Source organism: Bacillus pseudomycoides DSM 12442, from assembly GCF_000161455.1.
Classification (GTDB): Bacteria; Bacillota; Bacilli; order Bacillales; family Bacillaceae_G; genus Bacillus_A; species Bacillus_A pseudomycoides.
This window is the reverse complement of record NZ_CM000745.1, coordinates 5657386-5660618: the sequence shown is the minus strand read 5'-3', so window position 1 is coordinate 5660618 and position 3233 is coordinate 5657386. Positions and strand designations below refer to the sequence as shown.

Sequence of the window (3233 nt, the reverse complement as noted above, 5' to 3'; positions counted from 1 at the left end):
GCCCATCAACTTAAGAATTTTCACTACCCCTAAATACAAAAAACGGTATTCTTTCTAAACAATCTAAGAAAAAAGCAACCTTTTCGGGAGATAGGCATGTATGGTGACCCCTAACAAGAGTTTTTGCACCAGAACCATTTTGTTTGATGTTGAGGAACAAAAAAAGCAGCTAGCAAAAGCTAACTGCTCGGCTTTCCAAGGGGGATTGGAAAAGTATCATGTCATCAAGAGTATTGACAGAATATCAAGATTTATACAAAGAAGAAGAGGAAAAATGATAAAATATGAACCTAGTTTGATAGATTACTTTCATAAGAAGCGATTTTTATATGCATTCATTATTGAGTATTTATAAGTACTGCAACACAATCAGTATTAGAAGTATTAATGCAACAATTTAATAATATAGAAAGCAAAAATTTTATTAATTACACTAAAAATGACATAGAATATGAATTCCATGTCATTTTTCAAAGTGATTTCGAAAATAAAGGGGAAAGGGGTTACTCAGGCTTATTTTTCTAGCATATCTGAGCAAATAAATTTAAATCATATGTTTTAATTGCACTTATTGAGGTAGATGAAACTATAAAACATAAGATTATATTGTACATTGCTTATACTTTTTACTTCTGAGTTAAAATAAAATCACCTTTGATATATTCATCTTATTATATATCCCTTTCAATTTGCTTTCATAAATGTTACAAAAGTCTTGCATAATCTTATTTTTTTTCTGATGTAACAGGAAGAGTAAACCAAAACTCACTCCCTTATTTACCATCTGAACGATTTCGTACACCAATTTTGCCTTTGTGCATTTCAATTAATGATTGTGCAATGGCTAATCCAAGTCCAGATCCCCCAGATTGTGAGCTTCTTGATGGATCTGTTCTAAAAAAACGTTCAAATATGCGCAGTTGATCACTATAAGCAGAAGCATCACGTACAATGAATTGAACGTGATGCTTCTGCTTATTTTCCTCTACAATTAACTCAATCGTTCCAGACACTGGAGAATATCGAATTGCATTATGTAACAAATTACTGATAACCCGTGCTATCTTACAAGGCATAATCCAGAGCTTCGGCAATGTATCAGAAACTTGTAATTGCAAATGGATCTGTTTTTCTTCTAATAAAATAGAATGTGAACCTAGTACTTCTAATAGAATACGATCCATATGTGTGAAACTTGGATAAAAATCTTCTTATCCAAGTTCTAACTTAGAAAGATCAAATAAGTCATTAATTAATCCACTTAATCTTTTTATTTCTTTATGGATTGTCGTTAAGTACTGTGTTTTCATTTCGGGATTTGCAATTACATCATCTTGTAATGCTTCAATCATCAATTGTATGCTAGCCATAGGTGTTCGTAAGTCATGTGAAATATTCGCAATGAGCTCTGTACGTGCTTTTTCTCCTTCTTCTAATTTAGTAAACCCTTCTTTTAATTTTTTAGCCATTTGTTGAAAAGCTGCCGCTAATTCTTTAAACTCATGTGGTCCTCGTCCAATTCTATACATCGCTCCAAATTGTCTATCGCTAAATTGTTTCGTTAATGCAATTAAATTTTGAATAGATTCCGTAATAGAGCGTGTTAATAACCAGTAAATCATCGTTGAAAGCGCCATTGCTACGGTTACAATTCCTATGAAAAGCTGCGTTTGTTCCGGTCTAAGTAACATTTTCATTTCGCTATACCAGATAGCAATTACCATAATGCTGGTGCTTAATAGATTCATCAATAACAATTGATTCCGTAATTTCATATTGTATTTCTCGTATGACACTGTATCGTAAGATACTATGGCCAACTGATAATCTAATGGAGAAAATGAGTAGTTAAATTAATAGTTTACAAAGATGTTAGCATGACAAGAAAATACTTCAATCCAACATCCACTGAGCTACAGCATACTTTAGACAAGGTATTTTCTTGCATTTTAGAAAGAAGAAAAATATGTCCTCAAAACGTGCAAGAGAATTATTGACACTAGATCAACGCTTAGAGTTTGTATCCATTTCAGAACAAATTAGTGAGTATGAATTAGGAAGTTATTACACCTTGTCTCCACATGATATCGAAATTATTAAACGCTATCGTAGAGATCAGAATAAGTTAGGGTTTGCTTTACAACTTTGGGCTCTGGTGCAAAAACTATAAGACTTATGTAACTAACCTCTGAAACTTGGACATACTGATACTAGTATTCTAAAAAAGGACGTGATCAGTATGGAAAAGAAAAATCTATTCAAGTGGAAACATTATCAGCCTGAACTGATCTTATTAACAGTAAGATGGTACCTGCGGTACAATTTGAGCTTTCGTAACCTGGTGGAAATGATGGAGGAAAGAGGATTATCGCTCACACAACCATTATGCGCTGGGTTCATCAATACGGACCTCAATTAGATATGCCTGAAGGCATATAACTAAGGCAAGTTAGATATCTCAATAACATAGTGGAACAAGATCATCGTTTTATTAAGAAACGTGTTCGTTCTATGTTAGGGTTCAAGTCTTTTGGCACAGCTACATCCATTCTTGCAGGAGTGGAAGCTATGCATATGATTAAAAAAGAACAGATTGATTTACGGAATCAGTCTGTCCAAAACCAGAAAGAATTCATCCATCGATTGTTTGGGCTTACAGCATAAAATAGAATTCCGTTAGAAATATATGAGCTATATTCTCTTTAATTTTATCTTTGTACCAGAACCCCGTTTTCTTAATTCACAAAATATTCAAAATTAAAATCTTCAAATGTTAATATTTGTTATATAATGAAGTTGTCAAACCAGTCATCAAATAGTGTCCCCTATGTTTCTGTTGAAATAGTTTGTTTGTCCCTTATTAACATTATCTCAAAAAGAACTTGTAGTGATTGGCTACAAGTTCTTTTTGTTCTTTTGATTGAGGTTTTCTATCAAGATAAAATGCATTTGTAATACTTTCAGCATCTTGGTCTGAAACATGTTTTGATAATGTCTGGATTAACAAAGGTCTTTCTTCTTTAAAATTCATAGTAAAAAGCTTTGCGAAACAATTCGCAAAGCTTTTGTAATAGTACGTATTATAATAGTAGTTTTCGTATTTCTTCTGTACTTAGACCAGTGAATTTCGCAATGTCTTCTAACGGCATACCGTTCTTATGCATACCACATATTAATTGAACTTTCCCTTGTTCAATGCCTTCTTCTCGTCCTTTTTGGATACCCTTTTGAAG

Annotated in this window: 1 protein-coding gene and 4 pseudogenes; 2 read left to right on the top strand and 3 right to left on the bottom strand. The window is 32.8% G+C overall.

Translation table 11 applies throughout. The features are described from left to right. Positions 1–773: 773 nt before the first annotated feature. Positions 774–1775: pseudogene (locus BPMYX0001_RS34415) on the bottom strand (sensor histidine kinase). A 191-nt stretch (positions 1776–1966) separates the two neighbouring features. Here BPMYX0001_RS34415 and BPMYX0001_RS28540 point away from each other — a divergent pair. Both BPMYX0001_RS28540 and BPMYX0001_RS29860 read left to right on the top strand, forming a co-directional pair. Next, positions 1967–2155, top strand: a pseudogene (locus BPMYX0001_RS28540) (DUF4158 domain-containing protein); the annotation flags it as partial. 84 nt (positions 2156–2239) lie between these two features. Further along, a pseudogene (locus tag BPMYX0001_RS29860) lies at positions 2240–2664 on the top strand (DDE-type integrase/transposase/recombinase). A 202-nt stretch (positions 2665–2866) separates the two neighbouring features. On the opposite strand, the gene BPMYX0001_RS33550 reads toward BPMYX0001_RS29860, so the two are convergent. Together BPMYX0001_RS33550 and BPMYX0001_RS34410 are read right to left on the bottom strand one after the other, a co-directional pair. Further along, positions 2867–3007 carry a hypothetical protein gene (locus BPMYX0001_RS33550; RefSeq protein WP_167535700.1) on the bottom strand — a complete coding sequence of 47 codons (141 nt, stop codon included), beginning with the start codon at positions 3005–3007 and terminating at the stop codon, positions 2867–2869. A gap of 73 nt (positions 3008–3080) precedes the next feature. Continuing rightward, positions 3081–3233 (bottom strand): annotated as a pseudogene (locus BPMYX0001_RS34410) (Rpn family recombination-promoting nuclease/putative transposase); the annotation flags it as partial.